The organism is Bradyrhizobium sp. Tv2a-2 (genome assembly GCF_000472425.1).
Taxonomy (GTDB): domain Bacteria; phylum Pseudomonadota; class Alphaproteobacteria; order Rhizobiales; family Xanthobacteraceae; genus Bradyrhizobium.
The window spans coordinates 90,413-107,519 of record NZ_AXAI01000011.1 but is presented as its reverse complement, the minus strand read 5'-3'; the positions used below and the strand labels follow the sequence as shown (position 1 = coordinate 107,519).

Genomic DNA, 17,107 nt, shown 5'->3' with positions numbered 1-17,107 from the left:
ATTTTGACGAAGAGTCGCCCAATTCACAAAAGGCTTGTTGGAAGTTCGTGGATTTCTAAGCCGTTACGGCGAAATGCTGTTAACGATGATTAAGATTGTATTAATTGGAGCCATTCCTTTCGGTCCGTTCAACCAATAGGATGTTGGCAATGTCGTGGACAAGCCGGTGCTGGCCGCGTTTTGACGCCACGCGAAGCATAATACCGACTCTCGAGTCTGCGGGGCGCTCACAGCAGGCTCGGTGATTGCGTGAGTACAAAGAGGGCTCAGACTCAACATGGCGAACAACCCCAAGAAGGTCAAAGACCCTACAGAAGTCGCGCTTTCTGCCATTCAGGAAGCTTTGAATATCAACGATCCCGCTTCCGAAAGTCCCCGCAGCGCGGCGCGCGATGATGTGCCGCCGCTTCCGGTGAACCCGACGACATCGTTCAATGAGCCGAGCTTCGAGGTGCGCCCGAACAATGACGGCCCGGCCTTCGAGTCGATCGACGAGATCAGGCAGACGCGTCGTCCCGCCAACGACGACCGCGAAGCCATTGGTCAGGCTCTGCAGGCAATTCAGAGAGGCCGGCCGGCCCGCAGCGCCTACACCATCGCAAGCATCTTCGCCGGCGTCTGGGTGGTTGGCTGTGGACTTCTGACCTTTGCCTTCCTGCCCTCGTTGCACGCGGCGATGGGCCAGGGCGTCAGCGGCGTCGTGGCGCTCGCCGGCCTTGCCGCCGTGTTCTTCGCGCCAGTGCTTTTGATCTATTTCCTCGCAAACCTCGCCTGGCGCGGCCAGGAATTGCGCATGATCGCGCAATCGATGGCGCAGGTCGCGATCCGCTTCTCGGAGCCCGAGGGCACCGCAAGCGATTCCATGGTTACCGTCGGCCAAGCAATCCGCCGCGAAGTCGCCGCCATGGGAGACGGCATCGAACGCGCGGTCGCGCGCGCCGGCGAGCTTGAAACCCTCGTCGCCAACGAGGTCGCCGCGATCGAGCGCGCCTATTCCGACAACGAGGTGCGGATTCGGGCGTTGCTGCAGGATATCGCCCATCAGCGCGACAACCTGGTCGGCCAGGCCGAGCAGGTGCGCAGCGCCATTTCCGGCGTACAGATCGATCTGCGCCACGACATCGCGCTGATCTCGGACGCGATCGCCTCGCGCGTCGACGAGGTCGCCAAGAGCATCACCGGCGCGCTGGAAGAGCGCGGCGCCCATATCACCGCTGCGCTCAGCAATGCCGGCGACAACATGATCCTCGCGCTCGGCGAGCGCGGCGGCGATCTGCTCGACCGTCTCGAGGAAGCAAGCGCGGAGACCACCCGTGCCGTGCTCGATGCGAGCGAGCGGCTAACCACGAGCCTCAACTTCAAGACCGGCCACGTGCACGACGAGTTCGTCGACCTCGCCGACCGCGTCCACGACATGCTCAACGAGCGCATCGACCGCATCACGGCCGAGTTCGAGCAGCGTTCATCGGCCGTCGTGGAAGGTATTTCGGAGCGCACCGAGCAGGTGCACGATTCCCTGAAAAACTCCGGCGACTCCCTGCTGCTCGAGCTCGAGCTGCGCAGCAACGATCTCGTCACCAAGATCGACGAGGCCGGCAACCGGCTCGCCAACCAGGTGCTGACCAGCGGCGACAAGGCGAGCGAAGCGCTGGATGCGACCGTCAACGCGCTGGTCACCAAGGTGGTGACCCAGACCGAGAGCACGCACGACACGCTGTCGCTCCAGATCAACGCCTTCGACGAGCTGGTGCGCAACCAGGGCTCGGAGCTGGTCGAGAAGTTCGCCCGCGATTCGGGCACACTCGGCGCGCTGATCACCCGCCACATCTCGGAGTTCGACCGCACCGTCAAAACCTTCGGCGGCGAGATCGTCGAGCGGATGGGCGAGCGCACCCAGGACATCTCCACCTCGCTGAAGAACTATGTCGAGAATTTCGACAGCCGCGTCACCGCAAGCGGCGACAGCATCACGGGCGCGATGGATCAGCGGCTGGCCCAGTTCGAAACCGGCATGCAGGAGCGCGTCGCCAATCTCGACATCTCGCTCGACAGCAAGATCTCGACCCTCGACAGCTCGCTTGAGAACAAGATCGCGACCCTGCACAGTGCGCTGGACGGCCGCATCACCAACCTCGACACCGCGCTGGACGGCCGGGTGAAGTCGTTCGACGAATCCGTCGACGGCCGGCTCCAGATGCTCGAGCAATCGTTCGATACGCGCGCCAAGTCGGTCACAGAGACCATCGACAGCCGCATCGGCCTGCTCTCCTCGTCGATGTCCGACGGCGCGGCGCAGATCATTCACTCCATCGATTCGCGCCTCACCAACCTCACCTCCTCGCTCACCGAGGGTACGGCGCAGGCGATGGACGCCATCGACCGCCGCATCGTCGGCGTCTCCGAGACCATCAACGGCCGTAGCGCAGCGCTCACCGACACCGTCACCGCACGTTTCCAGGATATCCACCAGAGCATCGAGACCAGGGTCGGCGGTATCGCGAGCGATATAGACCAGCGCGTCGCGCAGTTCGAGGACCTGCTCGGCTCGCGCGTGGAAGCCGTGGCCGGCCGCATCGAAAGCAGCGGCCGCCAGGCCAGCGAAGACCTGATGGCGCGCGCGGAGCTGCTGTCGACCAGCATCAAGTCGCATGTCGAGGACGCCGAACGCTCGCTGACCAACCTCGTCGTCAACACCAGCGAAACCATCCAGACCGGTGCCCGCACCGCCCAGCAGTCGCTGCTCACCGTATCCTCGGACGTGGGCGCGCAGCTCAAGCTGACCTCCTCTGAGGTCGAGCGCGCCCTGACCGCAGTCGGCACCGGTTCAGCCAGTGCGATCCTCAACAGCGCCCGCGAGGCACAGTCGACGCTGGTGACGGCATCGAGCGATGCGGCCAACCAGATCAAGACCCTTTCGATGGACGTGGAGCGGGCGCTGTCGGCCGCGGGTTCCGCGACCGCCGCCTCCATTCTCGCCGGCGCGCGCGAAGTCCAGAGCACGCTGGTCAACGCTTCCGCAGACTCGACCAACCAGGTCAAGTCGCTCGCCGTCGACGTGCAGCGTTCGCTGTCGCTGGCCGGCACCACGACGGCCGAATCGATCACGTCCGGCGCCCGCGAGGCGCATGGCACGCTGATGAACGCGTCGTCGGAAATCGCCAACCAGATGAAGGTGATGGCGGCCGAGATGCAGCGCGCGCTCACCATGGCCGGCGCCACCACCGCCGAGTCCATCACCACCGGTGCCCGCGAAGCCCAGGCCACGCTGGTCGCGACCTCCTCGGAATCCGCCAATCACGTCAAGTCGCTGACCGCCGACGTGCAGCGCTCGCTGTCCATCGCCGGAACCACGACGGCCGAGACCATCACTGGCGGCGCTCGCGACGCACAGGCCACACTCATCGCGGCCTCGTCGGAGGCGGCAAGCCATGTGAAGTCGCTCGCGGCCGACGTGCAGCGCGCACTGACCGCAGCGGGAAGCACGGCCGTCGAAACCATCACCGTCGGTGCCCGCGACGCACAGGCCTCACTCATCGCGACCTCGTCGGAGGCGGCGAGCCATGTGAAATCGCTGGCCGCCGACGTGCACCGCACGCTGAGCGCTGCGGGAAGCATGACCGTCGAGACCATCACCGGCGGCGCGCGCGAGGCGCAGGCCACGCTGGTGACGGCTTCTTCGGAAGCCGCCAATCACGTCAAGTCGCTCGCCGCCGACGTGGAGCGCACCCTCTCCGCGGTCGGCGCCGATACGGCGGCATCCATCCTCAACAGCGCGCGCGAGGCGCACGGCTCACTCGCCGCGACCTCGGCGGATGCGGCAAGCCAGATCAAAACGATTTCATCGGAGATCGAGCGCTCGCTGGTTGCCGCCACCGCCAGCAGCACCGACAGCATCCAGACCAGCACGTTCAGCGCCCAGAACTCGCTGATCGGCGTCTCCAACGAAGTTGCGGCTCGGATCAAGTCGACTGCCGCCGACATCGAGCGTTCCGTGCTCGGCGCCAGTTCCTCGTTCGGCTCGGCGATGACCGGCAAGACCGACGAGATCGTGAGCTACGTCCAGCAACAGGCCGAGCGCCTGTCGCAGATGATCGACGCCAAGCGCGGCGTGCTGGTCGATGCGCTGGCGGGCAAGACCAACCAGCTGACGCTCGATATCGACCGCGCCACCACGGATGCGTTGAAGTCGATCGAGACCCGCGGCCAGAGCTTCTCGCAATCGATGACGGGCAACGGCAATGATGTGGCGCGCACCATCACGGCGGCTGGCGAGATGGCGACCAACTCCATCAACAAGTCGCTGAAGGACCTGGAGCAGGCCTCGCGGGCGGCGATCGAGCAGTCGCGCCAGGTCTCCGTTGCGGCGGTCACCGAAATGCAGGAGACCAGCAAGATCCTGCGTAGCGACACGGTGGCCCTGTTCGAACGGCTGCGCGAGGGCAACATCCTGCTGCAGGAGGTGCTCACCGGTGCCCACGACAACCTCAACTCGCTGGAACGCGCACTGGTGACGCGCGTGGCCGACTTCGTCTCGGCCATGAACGATGTCACCTCGCGCAACGGCGCGGCGACGCAGACGCTCGAGGACCAGCTCAACGTCTTCAACGACAAGACGACGAAGGCGCTGCACAATCTCGGCGAGCTGTCCGGCCAGTTCGATGCCCATGGCCGGGCGCTGATGGAGGCAGCAGCCGTGGTCGAGCAGGCCAACCGCAACACGACCACGTCCGTCGCCGAACGTAAGGCAACGCTGGAATCGCTCGTCACCACCATCGACCTGCGCACCACCGACCTCGACCAGCGGCTGTCGCGCTTCACCAACCTGCTCGATGAATCGCTCGCCGCCGCCGAAGAGCGGGCGCGCGACATCGCGCGGGTCGTCGCGGAGACCGCGGGCGCAGGCTCGGCTGCCATTACGCGGCAGTTCGACGCGGTGCGCACAGCGTCGGAGGAAGAGCAACGGCAGACCATCGAGGCCATGCACGACATCTACCGGACGACGACGGAAGAGGCGGATACGATGTTCAAGCAATCCGCTGACAAGTTCGCCAATCTCGTTTCCAGCATGAAGCAGATGGCGGCCGAGATGCACCACGAGCTCGAGACCACCCGCAACGAGCTGCGCCGCGGCGTGCTCGAAATGCCGCAGGAGGCCGCCGAAAGCACCGCGCAGATGCGCAAGGTGATCGTGGACCAGATCGAGGCGCTGGCGGAGCTGAACCGCATCGTCGCCCAGCACGGCCGCGGTCTCGATGTCGTCGGCCAGGGCCGCGCGATCGCGCAGCAGCGCCAGGACGAGCCGGTGATGGCCGCGGCCGTCAACGGTCGCAACGAGACGCGGATGCGCGACGTGGGCAGTGCCTCGACGCTGCCGCCGCCGGATCTCGGCACGCCCTCCTCGCGCCGCACCGAGGCCCCGCCGGTCAGCCCGGCGAGCACGGACCAGGGCCGCGACGGCTGGCTCTCCGACCTGTTGAACCGTGCCGACGCCGGCGCCGCCGCCGGCCCGGCTCGGGAGACGCCGCGCGGCCGCACCGCGCCGCCACAGCAGCCTGCCCAGGGCGGCGGCGGCAACCCGCTGGAGTCGCTGTCGCTCGACATCGGACGCCTGATGGACCGCAGCCTCGCCGGCGAGATGTGGGACCGTTACCAGCGCGGCGAGAACAAGGCCTTCGCCAAGCGCCTCTACACACCGGCCGGCCAGAAGGCCTTCGATGAGGTTGCCCGCAAGTACCGCGCCGACCGCGCCTTCAAGCAGACGGTCGACCGCTATATCGCCGAGTTCGAGCGGCTGCTTGACGACGTCGCCCGTGAGGACCGCAACCCGCAGGCGCTGCGCGGCCACCTCGTCTCGGAGACGGGCCTGGTCTACACCCTGCTCGCGCATGCGGCGGGACGGCTGGGATGACCGGCGAATAGCGAATAGCCCGTAGTGAATGGAAACGGAGGCCGCTCGGCCTCCGTTTTGTTTTGGTGATCGCAAGCGCAGCGAGCAGCACTCGCAATTTCCCTGCTTCGCTATTCGCCCCTCATATTTGCCCGCTACTGTCGCTTCCTCTCGGTCGCCGCCGGAGCGGCGGGCGGCGGGGGCGGAGGTGGCGCGGCTTGCGAGCTGTTGCTGGCGCCGAACAGGACGCGGGTCGGGTTGCGGTCGAAATTGTTCACGGCGCGGCTGATGTCGGAGAGCGTCTTGCGGCCGTCGGTCATTAAGCTGCCCGAGCGCTTGTCGAAATCTTCCGCAAGCTCCCGGATTGACTTCACCGTTTGGAAGAGCTCCCCGCCATCCTTGCCGCCGGCAAGCGTGTTGAGGCCGACCATCAGATTGTCGGCCTTGCCCATGACGCCGTCGACCCGCGACATCACATTGTCGAGCCGTTCGGAGTTGCGCGCGAGCGAAGCCGTGAAGGTCTCGAGATTATGCAGCGAGTTCTTCACCGACTCCTGATTGTCGGCAACCACCCGGTTGATGTTCTGCAAGGTGCCGCGGATCGCCTCCGTCACGTCCTGCAGCCGGTTCGGATCGGCGGTCAGGGTGGGCACGCCGTCCTCGTCCAAAGGCACCGGCGGCGCGGCCTCGTCGCCACCCTTGAGCGAGATGGCGGCGACGCCAGTCAAGCCCTGGAATTCGAGCCCGACGAGGGTGTCTTTCCGAAGGGGAGCCGAGTTCTCGACCATGGCCAGCGCCACCACGCGGCGCGGATTGTCGAGCTTGACCGAGATCACCTCGCCCACTCGGATACCGTTGAAATTCACACTGCCGCCGTTGCGCAGGCCTGCCGCGGGGCCCTCGAAAATGATGCGCAGGGGACCTCGCGCCTTGGTGGTGTGCAGGCTCTGAAACCACAGGACGAAGCCGAACGCTGCCGCGATTACGGCCAGCGTGAACGCCCCGATCAGGACGTAATTCGCCCTCGTCTCCATCAAACCAACTCCGGTATGCTTCCGACTATCCCATGACAGCGCGTGCACGCTTGCCGTGGAAATATTGCCGCAGCCAGGGATGTTGCGAGGCCTGCATATCGGCCATCGATCCGGCTGCAATGATCTTACCGTTCCCTAGAACGGCAATCCGGTCACAAGCCGTGTAAAGGCTGTCCAGATCGTGCGTTACCATGAAAACGGTCAGCCCCAAAGTGCGTTGCAGGGTGCGGACAAGCTCGTCAAAATCGCCGGCGCCGATCGGATCCAATCCCGAGGTCGGCTCGTCCAAGAACACGAGTTCCGGATCGAGAGCGAGCGCCCGTGCGAGCGCCACGCGCTTGATCATGCCGCCCGACAGTTCCGAGGGAAAGCGATCGGCGACCTCGGGTCGCAACCCGACCATGCCGAGCTTGGCGACCATGATCTCGTCGAGCAGCCGCTGCGAGACCTTCAGATATTCGCGCACCGGAAACTGGATGTTCTGCCGCACCGTGAGCGAGGAGAACAGCGCGCCCTGCTGGAACAGGATGCCCCAGCGGCGCTCGACTGCCCGTCGCGCCGAGGCGCTTGCCGCATCGAGGTCGACGCCGAACACTTCGATATGCCCGCTGACCTTGGGCACCAGGCCAATGATGGTGCGGGTCAGCACCGATTTGCCCGCACCGGAGGGGCCGACGAAGCCGAGGATCTCGCCGCGCTTGACGTCGAGATTGAGTCCGTCGAGCACACGCGTGGCGCCGAACTGCACCGTGATGTCGCGGACGCGGATGATCGCCTCGACGGGCGCAGGCGCAGGCGTTGGCGAAGGAGCGGGCTGCGTCATCGTCACATCCCGATCGAGGCGAAGAAGATCGCGAACACGCCATCCATGACGATGACGAAGAAGATCCCCTTCACCACCGAGGCCGTGGTGTGCTGTCCGAGCGATTCAGCCGAGCCCTGCACGGCAAGCCCCTCGACGCAGGCGACGATGCCGATCACCGCCGCCATGACCGGTGCCTTCACGATGCCCACGATGAAATGATCGATAGAGATCGCGTCGCGCAGGCGCAGCAGGAATGCTTCGGGATCGACGCCGCCATAGAGCCAGGCGACGAGGCCGCCGCCATAGAGTGCGGCCATGGCCCCAAGGAACGCCAGGATCGGCAGCGCAATCACCAGAGCCAGCATGCGCGGCAATATCAGCACCTCGATCGGATCGAAGCCCATCGTGCGCAGCGCGTCGATTTCTTCGCGCATCTTCATCGATCCGAGCTCGGCGGCGTAGGCGCTGCCGGAGCGGCCCGCGACCATGATCGCGACCAGCAGCACGCCGATCTCGCGCAACACCAGCACGCCGAGCATGTCGACGACGAAGATGTCGGCGCCGAAGCGGCGGAAATGAAAGATGCCCTGCTGCGAGATGATGCAGCCGATCAGGAAGGTGATCAGCACGATGATCGGCACGGCGCGCCAGCACACCTGTTCCAGATGATGCACGGTCGAGGTCAGGCGGAAGCTGCGCGGATGGATGAGGACGCGGCCGGTGGCGACGAGCACCGCGCCCAGCATGTCGATCAGCCCGATCATGGTGCCGCTGACGCCAGCCACGGTTTTCCCGATCTGGGCGAGCATGCCCGAGATCGTCACCGCCGTCGTCTCGGCGTCGGGCGCAGCCTTCACCCGCCGCACCTCCTCGACCAGGCTGGCATAGTTCACGGACAGGCCCGCGATCTTGGTTTCCATCCCGGCCTGGGCCAGGCTGCGGCGCAGCCGCTCGATCAGCCAGGCCCCGAACGTGTCGAGCCTGGAGACCTGCGAGACATCGATTGAGATGTTGGGCCCGCTGCCGGCGAGCTTTTCGGCATCTGTCACCAGCCTTTCCAGGCGCGGCGCGAAACCCGCGGTCCAGGAGCCGGCGGCGCAAAGCGCAAGCGCATTGCCGCGGGTGATCCGCTCCAATGTCGGGTCGGCGTTCAAATCGGCGTGCTCCTGCCGCCTTTATGCATGGAACCGGTAAACGAAAATGCCAACATTTTTAGCGATCGCCTTGTCGAGGACGCCCCCGACCAGCCATATTTGGTCACAACACACACCCGACCGGTTCAGAAATCATCATATATTCAAATGACTTCCGCCGAATCTCAAACGCTGGCCGCGCGCATCGAGCGCTTCCCAATCGCGGGGTCCTTCACCATCAGCCGTGGCGCCAAGACAGAGGCGTTGACGGTTGTGGCGGAAATAAGCCACGCTGGGTTCCATCGCATTTCCCTGGGCCGTGGCGAATGTGTCCCCTACCCCCGCTATGGCGAGACACCTGAAGCAACGCTTGCCGCCATCTTGGCCATGCAGGATGCGGTGGCGGAGGGGCTCGACAGGCAGGCGCTGCAGGCCGCCATGCCGCCCGGCGCAGCCCGCAACGCGCTGGACTGCGCCCTGGTTGACCTTGAGGCCAAACGGGCCGGGCTGCGCGCCTGGGAGGTGCTTGGCAGGCGCGAGCCGAAGCCCTGCACCACGGCCTATACCATCTCGCTGGGTTCGCATGAAGCCATGGCGGCTGCCACAGCCAAGGCCGCGCACCGGCCACTGCTCAAGATCAAGCTCGGCGGCGAAGGCGACCCGGAACGGATTGCAGCCGTAAGGAAGGCCGCGCCGCACACCGAGCTGATCGTCGATGCCAACGAGGCGTGGACGCCGTCCAACCTCGCACCAAATCTTGCCGCCTGCGCCGCGGCCGGGGTTACCCTGGTCGAGCAGCCGCTGCCCGCGGGCGAAGACGAGATGCTGGCGCAGGTCCGCCGGCCGATCAGCGTCTGCGCCGATGAGAGCGTGCATGGCCTGGCATCGCTCGCCGCACTGCGTGACCGCTACGATGCCGTCAACATCAAGCTCGACAAGACAGGCGGACTGACGGAGGCGCTCGTGCTTGCGGACGCCGCGCAAGCGCTTGGCTTTGACATCATGATCGGCTGCATGGTCGCCACCTCGTTGTCGATGGCGCCCGCCATGCTGCTGACCCCGCAGGCGCGCTTTGTCGATCTCGATGGCCCGCTCCTGCTGGCACGCGATCGCGACCACGGCCTGCATTATGACGAGGCGCGCGTCTATCTTCCCGACGCAGCGCTGTGGGGTTGATGCGCGAGTTGGTGCCGCGCGAGCCACATCAGGAGTGCGCCGGAGCCCGCCATCGCCGCCATCAGATTATACACGCCCTGCCCGTAGCGAGCATAAATCGCACCGCACACGACAGCGGCGCATGAGCCGATGATGCCGCTGCAGGCGGTGAAATAGCCCTGCCCCCGCGCCATCATGTGCGCCGGGACATGCCGCACCAGCAGTTCCATGGTACCGACCTGGGTCAGGCCGAAGCTCAGGCCGTGGCCGAGCTGGACCACTGCAAGCAACCCAACATCCGGATCCTGGGCCGTCACGCTCCAGCGCGCCACGGCACTCAGCGCGCCGATCACGACCAGGGTCGAAGGGCAGAGCGTAAAGCGCGGTGAGGTCGCAAACACGATGATCTCGGCGACCACGCCAAGCGCCCAAAGCCCGGCGATGGTGAGACCGCCAAGCCCATGGGCCTGCCAATTGATGGCAGAGAAGGTGTAGTAGGCGGCGTGGCTGCCCTGCACGAGCGCGGAAGCCGCGATGATGAGAAGAAACGCCGTGTTGCGCAGCAGCCGATCGTCGCGGCGAGCGGTCACAGCAGCGGGCGTAAGCGCTTCCAGAGGCTTCAACATGAAGCTTGCAGCCGCGCCAGTCGCCGCCGCGCCGACGATGATCCAGATCAGATGGCGAGGATCGATCACGTCGATCAGAAGCCCGCAAGCCAGCGCGCCCAGCACGAATGCGGCCGATCCCCACAGCCTGGCGGGGCCGTAATTGATACCGTACCGGAGGACGCCGCGCAGCGCATAGGCGTCGGTCAGCGGCACCGTTGGCGTCCACACGCAGGCGGTCACGATATAGGCGAGGAACAGCGCGATCGCCTTGTGCTGCAGGCCGACCAGCGCAAAGCCGAGAGCGCTCAGAGCGGTCGTCACGATCAGCGCGCCGCGTAGCGCCTGACGGCGCTCCGCAAAGCCGGTGACGAATGGCAAGGTGGTGAAGCGCGTCACCGCCGGAACGGCGCTGATGATGCCGATCCAGGACGGATCGATGCCGATGGCGCGCAGCCAGACCGGGAAGAACGGCAGCTGCGTGCCTGATAATCCGAACAGCGTGCCGTAGAAAAACGCCAGCGGCAGGGCGAATCGCCGGGCCTCCAGCTTCGAAGCGATGGGGATTTGTGATTCGGGCGGCATCAATTCAATTGCGATTCAGTCGATATCATGGTCATCGTTACCTCAACGCGCGCTGATTTGCGCGAACGAGTTTGTCATGGCCGATGAAGTATTCGCCCTCTCGCCGATTTCCGCCCGCGCGGCTCTGCCGAGCGAGCAGGATTACGACGCGATCCGAGAAGCCTTCATGGAAACCGCGCGCGGACGCTGGTTTCTCGGCGAATATGCCAAGCGCAACCGCAATGCTGATACCAGCATGGTGCTCGATGCGGTGGCGCGAATCGAGCAGGCGATGGCCGCTCAGAAGCAGGAGCAGCCCCGCGATGACGGACTGCTCGAGGCCCTTGCCGCCATCCGCAGCGCGATCGAAGAAGCGGCCACGAAGGCCGCCGCCGCTTTCACGGGCCTTGAACTCGACCAGAAGCTGGCGCCGATCCACAAGGGCGCGCGCATCATCAAGGAGATCTCCTGGCGCTGGCGCGAGATCGGCGCCGACGGCCGCATCTGCGACCTGATCGATTCGCAACTCACCGCGATCGAGGCGAGCTGCACGGAGATCGCCAAGACTGACGGCAGTGCTGCGCTTGACACGGCTTTCGATCTGCTCCGTCACAAGCTCGACGAGCTTGCCGACGGCAAGGAGGCTGCGGTCGGGGTCAATGGAACGGCGAATACGGAGGCAAGCGTAACGGCCACTGCAGAGACCGTGGTCGCGCCAGCCGCAACACCGATGGCGCAGCCCGCCGAGATACGGATGCCTGAGGCGAAAGCGCCCGTTATCGATGAGGCGCCCGTCGAGACCGCTTTCGTCGAGCCGGAGTTGCCCGTCGAGACGGCGGTGCCCGAGGCCGAGCCTGTAGCGCCCGAGGCCGAACTCGCTGCCGCGATGGCGATCGAGCCCGATAGGATGAGCGCACAGGCCACTGGAGCCCAGGACCTTGGCCAAAGCGACCTCGCTCAAGACGTTGCCGATGAGCTCGCCCAGGACGAGGCAGTGCTGGAGATGGTCGCCATGGAGATGGCGGCGGCCGACGATTCGATCGACGATTTTCTCCCCGAGGAGGTCGCAGAGCCTCACACCACGCTGCCGCCGGTTGTCGAACCAGTCGCCGCCCGCGTGCCCGAGCCGACGCCAGCGCCGCGGCTTGAGGTCGCACCTCCGCCGCCTCCGCAGCGGGAGCTGGCGTCCCCCTACCTGCAACCGCAAATCCTGCGGGAGCCGGCACCGCCGGTTGCGCCCGAGCCCTCGCTCGGCTCGACCCTCATCGCCAGCGGCATCCTGCAGCGGCCCAAGGCGCCGTCCGATCCCTTGGCGCCGATCCGCCGCATGAGCCAGGCCGAGAAAATCGCGTTCTTCTCGTAAGCCTCGGCCGCGCTCGCAAACGGTTGTGGGATAGCATCAGGGCAGAGTACAGGCTCTGCCCCGTTTTCATTGTGCCTCGCTCAAGCGACGAGCTTGGCGAACAGATCGGCGTCGACATTGCCGCCGGAGAGCACGACCACGATGGTCTTGTCCCTGGTGTCGATGCGGCCCGCGAGCAACGCAGCCAGGCCCACGGCGCCGCCCGGCTCGACCACCAGCTTCAGTTCGTTGAACGCGAACGCCACCGCCGCACCAACCTCGGCATCGGAGGCGACGACGCCGCGCGACAACAGCTGGCTGTTGATCGCAAAGGTCAGCTCGCCCGGGATCGCCGCCATCAGCGCGTCGCAGATGGTGCGGCCCGAGCCGTGATGCCGCTCGCGCTTGCCCGCGCGCAGCGACAGCGAGTGATCGTCGAAGGCCTCGGGTTCGGCAACGATCACCTCGGTGGAGGGAAAGCGCGCCTTCACCGCGGTCGCAACGCCCGCGATCAGCCCGCCGCCAGAGGCCGGCGCCACCACGACGTCGGGCTTGAGGCCAAGCGCCGCCATGTCTTCGGCAATCTCGCGGCCGGCGGTGCCTTGGCCAGCGATCACGAACGGATCGTCATAGGGCTTGACCAGCGTCGCGCCGCGCTTCTCGGCGATCTCTCGCGCAATCGCCTCGCGATCCTCGCGGTCGCGGTCGTAGAGCACGACCTCGGCACCATAGGACTTGGTCCGCTCGCGCTTGGAGACCGGGGCGTCCTGCGGCATCACGATGGTCGCCTGCATGTGCAGTATCTTTGCCGCAGCTGCGACACCTTGCGCGTGGTTGCCGGAGGAAAAAGCAACCACGCCGCCGCCGCGCTTGTCTTGCGGGATCGACGAGAGCTTGTTGAAGGCGCCGCGAAACTTGAACGAGCCGGTCCGCTGCAGCATTTCCGGCTTCAGGAAAACTCGTGTTCCGATCCGCTCGTTGAGCACGGGAGCGGACAGGAGTGGCGTACGCACCGCAAACGGCGCAACGACGGCAGCGGCCGCATCGACATCGGCGGCGCTGACCGGAAGGGTCGAGGGCATATGGGTCATCACTACATTTTACTGCGACGCGCACCCCGCCCGCAAGTCGCCGCCTCAAACCACAAAGCGCGGATGGTCGGTTGCCAGTTCCAACGCCTCCTCGGGCCTGTCGACCCTCCGAATCAGGGCCATATTGTCGAGGAACGCGCGGCCCGAGGCCTCCCAGGTGTATTTTGCGGCGAATTCGATGCATGTCCCTCGCGGAATGTTGAGAGCGGCCAGGCAGGCGGCGCGCAAATCCTCGCTCAAGACCCCGACCGGGGCGTCGCCGATCACGTCCACGGGACCGCTGACCGGAAAAGCCGCAATCGGCAGCCCGCTCGCCAGCGCCTCCAAAAGCACCAGCCCGAAGGTGTCGGTGCGGGAGGGAAACACGAATACATCGGCCGAGGCATAGACCTCGGCCAGCCGCTCTCCCTGCAGGGCGCCCAGAAAGACGGCATCAGGATAGTCCTGCTGCAGCGCTGTCCGCGCCGGCCCATCGCCGACGATGACTTTCGTGCCGGGCAGATCGAGATCCAGAAACGCCTCGAGGTTCTTCTCCACGGCAACGCGTCCGACGCACAGGAACACCGGTCGTGGCTGGCACAGATCGACGTCGCGAGGATGAAACAGTTTTGTATCGACCCCGCGAGGCCACAGCACGACATTGCGGAAGCCGCGCTCGCGCAGCTCATTGGCCAAAGCCGGCGTCGCCGCCATCACGGCTTCGCTCGGACCATGGAACCAGCGCAGCGTGCTCCAGACCCAGGATTCCGGTACCGGCGCCCGTGCCGAGACGTAATCCGGAAAGCGGGTGTGAAAGCTGGTCGTGAACGGCAGCTCGTGTTTGCGGCAATAGCGCCGCACCAAGAGGCCGATCGGCCCTTCGGTGGCGATATGGATGGTGTCAGGCGCCTGCGCTTCGATAAGCTCGGCGATCCGCGCCGGACGCGGCAAAGCCACGCGAAGATCGCGGTAGCTTGGCAGGCCCACGGTGCGGAAGGATTCCGGCGTGAGGAATGAAACCTGCGCGCCCAGCGCCTCGACCGCTTCCGCCATCATGGTCAGGGTGCGCACGACCCCGTTGACTTGCGGGTGCCATGCATCGGTCGCGACCAGGATGCGCATGGCTCTCCTTGTCGCCTACGCGGCGCGAGCCGCGATCCGCGGCACCGGCGCTGTGTGGCTGGCCAGATCGGTCCAGGTGATGATTTCGAACCGGCCGTCCTCATGCTCGGCAAGCGCGGTGCAGCTCTCCACCCAGTCGCCGCAATTCATGTAGCGGATGCCCTGCTCGTCGCGGATCACCGCATAGTGGATGTGGCCGCAAATCACGCCTTCGGCGCTGTGGCGGCGCGCTTCGGCGACGAGCGCGGTCTCGAACGCGCCGATATAGTTCACCGCCTTTTTGACCTTCTGCTTCGCCCATTGCGACAGCGACCAATAGGGCACGCCAAACATACGGCGGAAGAAGTTGACGAGGCGGTTCATCTGGATCGCGAAGTCATAGGCCTTGTCGCCGAGATGCGCGAGCCAGCGCGCGTTCTGCACCACGAGGTCGAAGATATCGCCGTGGATCACGAGGTACCGTTTACCGTCGGCGCCGGTGTGGACCGCATTCTCGACCACGTCGATGCCGCCGAAATGCGTGCCGTAATATTTGCGCAGGAACTCGTCGTGGTTGCCGGGGATGTAGATGACCTTGGCGCCCTTGCGCGCCTTGCGCAGCATCTTCTGCACGAAGTCGTTATGCGACTGCGGCCAGTACCAGCCCGACTTCAGCGCCCAGCCGTCAACAATGTCGCCCACCAGATAGATGGTGTCGGCGTCATGGCTACGAAGAAAATCGAGCAGCTTTTCGGCCTGCGAGCCGCGGGCTCCGAGATGAACATCGGAGATGAACAAAGTGCGAAAGCGCCGCTCTGCGCTCTCTTCACTTGCGACATCACTTCCCATGGACGCGCCCCTAACAGATTCCCGTGACAATGCGATGACGAGCAATAATACTCGTGGACCCAACCCCGCAGCCTCATTCGCCGCATTTTTCGAATCGGGTGTCCCACGTCTTCAAGTGGCGATAGCAGGGCCATGCGACAATCAGGCGACACGCGGGGCATTCCCGTGGAAATGCGGGCCGATAAGCACAAGCGCGTTGCTGAAATTTTCATCCGCAACGTCGCGAGTTTTGAGCACACGCTCTCATCCTCGCGGCGCATTTCGCCCGAGCTTTGCTTTAACCCGGATATCGCCACGCTCATTCGGGCCACTGCGCTTCCCTACTCCGCCGTCACGGGATCCCCGGTCAGCGTCCAGCTTTCGCCGTTGAATGTTGCGATGCGCAGCGTCCGGAACGGTGTGTAGTCGTCAGGCTTCATGCCGATCGACAACCCCGGAAGCATCAGCGGCAGCCGCTCGCCATGCAGCGACGTGGCCTGGTGAACCAGATTTTCGCGCGTGAGCTTGTCGCCGCACTTCTTCAGGACCAGCGCGAGTGCATTGACGTTCATGTAGGCGACCAGAACGGAATAGTCGTCCGGGTTGGTCGACGCAGCGTATTTCGCGAGGAAGCTCTTGTAGGCCTTGACCTCGGAATCATCGGCCCAGGCGGGATCGCCGGGCTGCTTGAGGAACAGCGTCGTCACGACGCCCTTGGAGGCCTCGAGCCCAGCTGGCTTCAGCACGGTCTCGACTGAAGCCGTGGAGCCGCCGATGATATGGAGCGGGCTCCAGTTCAGCTCATGGACCTTGCGGATCGCCTGCGCCGTCGCCTTGGCGGAAGATTGCTCGATCAGTGTATCGACCCCGGCCGCCTTGAGCTGCACGATCTGCGAGTCGATCGTGGGCTGCGTGAGCTCATAGGATGTCTCGGCAATGATCTGCCCGGCCCGCTCGCCCAGGCCAGCGCGCAATCCCCTGACATAATCCTTGCCGAAATCGTCGTTCTGGTAGAGCACGCCGATCTTCGCCTCCGGCTTGCTCATGAGGATATATTTCGCAACGACACGGCCCTCGGTCTCGAAGTCGGGATAGAGCGGCACCGTCCACGGGAACGTCTTGGGGTCATTGAAGCGGCGTCCGCCGGCGGTGATGAACAGCTGCGGCACCTGCTTGGAATTGAGATATTTCTGGATCGCGACATTCGGCACCGTCCCGATCGTGCCGACTTCGGCCAGCACCCCGATATCCTCGACCAGCTTGCGCGACTGCTCGATCGCTTTCGGTGCGCTGTAGGCATTGTCGAGCTGGGTGAAGGCGATCTTGCGGCCATTGATGCCGCCCCGCTCGTTCACCATGTCGAAGAACCCGACCACGGCCCTGCCAGCGCCGGCACCGAAAGCCGACGCGGGGCCGCTCAGCGGCGTCGACTGGCCGAGCTTGATCTCGGTGTCGCCGGCGCCGGGATCGTAGGCTTTTTGCGCAAGGGCGGATGTGGCGCCAAGGAAAGCGGCAAGCGCCGATGCAAAACAGGCGCAAGTGATCATTCGACTACGCAATGTTTCCTCCGTTTTCTCGTTTTT

11 protein-coding genes are annotated in these 17,107 nt (G+C 65.1%); 3 read left to right on the top strand and 8 right to left on the bottom strand.

All coding sequences use genetic code 11. The annotated features are described in order from the left end of the window. The first annotated feature begins 277 nt into the window (after window positions 1-277). The gene (locus A3AI_RS0123250; RefSeq protein ID WP_024517887.1) at window positions 278-5,908 is read left to right on the top strand and encodes an apolipoprotein A-IV repeat region-like domain-containing protein; all 5,631 of its coding nucleotides are present in this window, start codon (window positions 278-280) and stop codon (window positions 5,906-5,908) included. A gap of 134 nt (window positions 5,909-6,042) precedes the next feature. On the opposite strand, the gene A3AI_RS0123245 is transcribed toward A3AI_RS0123250, so the two are convergent. The 3 genes from A3AI_RS0123245 to A3AI_RS0123235 are packed head-to-tail and all read right to left on the bottom strand — an operon-like array spanning window position 6,043 to window position 8,880. Continuing rightward, a complete protein-coding gene (locus tag A3AI_RS0123245; RefSeq protein ID WP_024517886.1) occupies window positions 6,043-6,921 on the bottom strand; it encodes an MlaD family protein in 879 nt (292 codons plus the stop codon). Window positions 6,922-6,946: 25 nt separating this feature from the next. Then, entirely contained in the window at window positions 6,947-7,744 is a 798-nt protein-coding gene (locus A3AI_RS0123240) for an ABC transporter ATP-binding protein (protein WP_024517885.1), read from the bottom strand. A 2-nt stretch (window positions 7,745-7,746) separates the two neighbouring features. Continuing rightward, entirely contained in the window at window positions 7,747-8,880 is a 1,134-nt protein-coding gene (locus tag A3AI_RS0123235) for an MlaE family ABC transporter permease (protein WP_024517884.1), read from the bottom strand. A 147-nt stretch (window positions 8,881-9,027) separates the two neighbouring features. Between A3AI_RS0123235 and dgcA the strand changes: the two genes are divergently transcribed. Continuing rightward, window positions 9,028-10,035, top strand: a complete 1,008-nt coding sequence (dgcA, locus tag A3AI_RS0123230) for an N-acetyl-D-Glu racemase DgcA (RefSeq protein WP_024517883.1) — start codon at window positions 9,028-9,030, stop codon at window positions 10,033-10,035. Here the strand turns inward: dgcA and A3AI_RS0123225 are convergent. Then, window positions 10,005-11,204, bottom strand: a complete 1,200-nt coding sequence (locus A3AI_RS0123225; protein ID WP_024517882.1) for an MFS transporter — start codon at window positions 11,202-11,204, stop codon at window positions 10,005-10,007. The genes dgcA and A3AI_RS0123225 overlap by 31 nt on opposite strands. 76 nt (window positions 11,205-11,280) lie before the next feature. Between A3AI_RS0123225 and A3AI_RS0123220 the strand changes: the two genes are divergently transcribed. Beyond that, window positions 11,281-12,546, top strand: coding sequence for a hypothetical protein (locus tag A3AI_RS0123220; protein WP_024517881.1), 1,266 nt, complete (start codon window positions 11,281-11,283; stop codon window positions 12,544-12,546). Between the two features lie 80 nt (window positions 12,547-12,626). Here A3AI_RS0123220 and A3AI_RS0123215 read toward each other — a convergent pair whose 3' ends face one another. The 4 genes from A3AI_RS0123215 to A3AI_RS0123200 all read right to left on the bottom strand — a co-directional run bounded on the left by A3AI_RS0123215 (window position 12,627) and on the right by A3AI_RS0123200 (window position 17,071). Further along, window positions 12,627-13,616 (bottom strand): threonine/serine dehydratase family protein, encoded by a 990-nt coding sequence (locus A3AI_RS0123215; RefSeq protein ID WP_024517880.1) that lies wholly within the window; start codon window positions 13,614-13,616, stop codon window positions 12,627-12,629. A 45-nt stretch (window positions 13,617-13,661) separates the two neighbouring features. Beyond that, window positions 13,662-14,717 carry a glycosyltransferase family 4 protein gene (locus tag A3AI_RS0123210; RefSeq protein WP_024517879.1) on the bottom strand — a complete coding sequence of 352 codons (1,056 nt, stop codon included), beginning with the start codon at window positions 14,715-14,717 and terminating at the stop codon, window positions 13,662-13,664. A 15-nt stretch (window positions 14,718-14,732) separates the two neighbouring features. Next, complete coding sequence (locus A3AI_RS0123205) at window positions 14,733-15,545, bottom strand: UDP-2,3-diacylglucosamine diphosphatase (protein ID WP_024517878.1); 813 nt, start codon at window positions 15,543-15,545, stop codon at window positions 14,733-14,735. A gap of 320 nt (window positions 15,546-15,865) precedes the next feature. Continuing rightward, the gene (locus A3AI_RS0123200; RefSeq protein ID WP_036049263.1) at window positions 15,866-17,071 is read right to left on the bottom strand and encodes an ABC transporter substrate-binding protein; all 1,206 of its coding nucleotides are present in this window, start codon (window positions 17,069-17,071) and stop codon (window positions 15,866-15,868) included. Window positions 17,072-17,107: the final 36 nt, after the last annotated feature.